Source organism: Agromyces humi (genome assembly GCF_009720255.1).
Classification (GTDB): domain Bacteria; phylum Actinomycetota; class Actinomycetes; order Actinomycetales; family Microbacteriaceae; genus Agromyces; species Agromyces humi.
Genome location: NZ_WJSP02000530.1, coordinates 1 through 2,045 on the forward strand (window position 1 = coordinate 1; position 2,045 = coordinate 2,045).

The window sequence follows — 2,045 nt, forward strand, 5'->3', positions numbered from 1 at the left end:
GATCAGCAGCACGTCGCCCGCTGGTCGGTGGCGCGGTGCCTGCGGACGCTGGGTCGCACCGAGGAGGCGCTCGACCTGCAGCGCGAGCTCGCGCGGGCGCGTCCAGACGACCCGTACGTGCAGGCCGAGCTCGCCGAGCTGGCGGGCGAGGCGTCGGCGGAGGAGCCTACGATCGAGGCATGACGGCCGAAGGAGCGGATGCCGCTGGCGCCGGCCGGTTCACCCTCGACACCCGGCTCACGGGCGCGCTCGGCGGGCGCACGGCGCAGGCGGTGGAGCGCGCCTTCGGGTACCGCACGGTCGGCGAGATGCTCGGTCACTACCCGCGGCGCTACGCGCTCCGCGGTGAGCTGACGGCGCTGGCGAGCCTCCCGCTCGACGAGAACGTCACGATCGTCGCCGAGGTGCTCGAGGTGCGCGTGCGCGAGATGCGCCAGCGCCGCGGCTCGATCCTCGAGGCGAAGATCTCCGACGGCACCGGCATCCTGACCCTCACCTTCTTCAACCAGAAGTGGCGAGAGAACGACCTTCGCCCGGGGCGCCGCGGCATCTTCGCGGGCAAGGTGGGCGACTACCGGGGCAACCGGCAGCTCGCCCACCCCGACTACGAGCTGTTCGACGACGAGACGCCCACCACCGCGGATGCCGCGGCGGCCAAGCGCTGGGCCGAGGCGCCGATCCCCATCTACCCCGCGACGAGCACGCTGGCGAGCTGGCAGTTGGCGAAGTCGATCGAGCTCCTGCTCGACGGCCTGGGCGAGGTCGACGACCCCGTCCCCGCCGACGTCCGCGCGGCGCGGTCGCTCCTCGACCAGCGACGCGCCTTCGAGGCCATCCACCGCCCCGAGGTCGAGGCCGACTGGAAGGCCGCGCGGCGCACGCTCCGCTTCACCGAGGCGTTCGTGCTGCAGACCGCACTGCTCCTCCGACGTGCCGAGCTGCGTGCGCACTCGACGACCGCGCGGCATCCGTCGCCCGGCGGCCTGCTCGAGCGGTTCGACGCGTCCCTGCCGTTCACGCTCACGGGCGACCAGCTCGCCGTCGGCGCCGAGATCGCCGACGACCTCGAGCAGCCGGTGCCGATGAACCGGCTCGTGCAGGGCGAGGTGGGCTCGGGCAAGACCGTCGTCGCCCTGCGCGCCATGCTGGCCGTGGCCGACTCGGGCGGGCAGTCGGCGCTGCTCGCACCCACCGAGGTGCTCGCGGCGCAGCACCTGCGCTCGATGGTGCGGATGCTCGGCCCCGAGCTGTCGGCCGCGCTGGTGCCGACCCTGCTCACCGGACAGCTGGCCACCGCCGAGCGGCGCAAGGCGCTGCTGCGCGCTGCGGCCGGACAGTCCCGCATCGTGGTGGGCACGCACGCGCTCATCGGCGACAACGTGTCGTTCGCCGACCTCGGCCTGGTGGTCGTCGACGAACAGCACCGGTTCGGCGTCGAGCAGCGCGAGGCGCTGCGGCTCAAGGGCCAGCACCCGCCCCACGTGCTGGTGCTCACCGCCACGCCGATCCCGCGCACGGTCGCGATGACGGTGTTCGGCGACCTCGACGTGTCGACGATCCGCGAACTCCCGGCCGGCCGTGCCGGCATCGAGTCGCATGTCGTGCCGCTCGCCGACCGGCCGGGATGGCGCGCACGCGTCTGGGAACGCCTCGCCGAGGAGGTGGAGCTCGGCCGTCAGGGATTCGTCGTGTGCCCCGCGATCGAGGCCAAGGTCGCCGAGGACGACGGCGAGCCCTCCGATGGCGCCGACGCGTCCGAGGGCACCGTGCCCGCGGCATCCGTCGCCTCGGTGCTCGCCGAGCTCACGGCGCACCCGCGCTTCGCCGGCAAGCGCGTCGCGCCGCTGCACGGGCGGATGAGCGCCGACGAGAAGGACGCCACGATGCGGGCGTTCGCGGCCGGCGAGCTCGACGTGCTCGTCGCCACCACCGTCATCGAGGTGGGCGTCGACGTGCCGAACGCGAGCGCCATGGTCGTCGTCGACGCCGACCGCTTCGGGGTCTCGCAGCTGCACCAGCTCCGGGGCCGCGTGGGCCGGGGGAGC

Annotated in this window: 1 protein-coding gene and 1 pseudogene; both read left to right on the forward strand. The window is 74.0% G+C overall.

Annotated elements, in window-relative coordinates:
* Positions 1–183 (forward strand): annotated as a pseudogene (locus GH736_RS21825) (hypothetical protein); the annotation flags it as partial.
* Positions 180–2,045, forward strand: a 1,866-nt coding sequence (locus GH736_RS21830) for an ATP-dependent DNA helicase RecG (RefSeq protein WP_159607038.1), incomplete at its 3' end; no start/stop codon positions are given. The pseudogene GH736_RS21825 and the gene GH736_RS21830, both read left to right, overlap by 4 nt.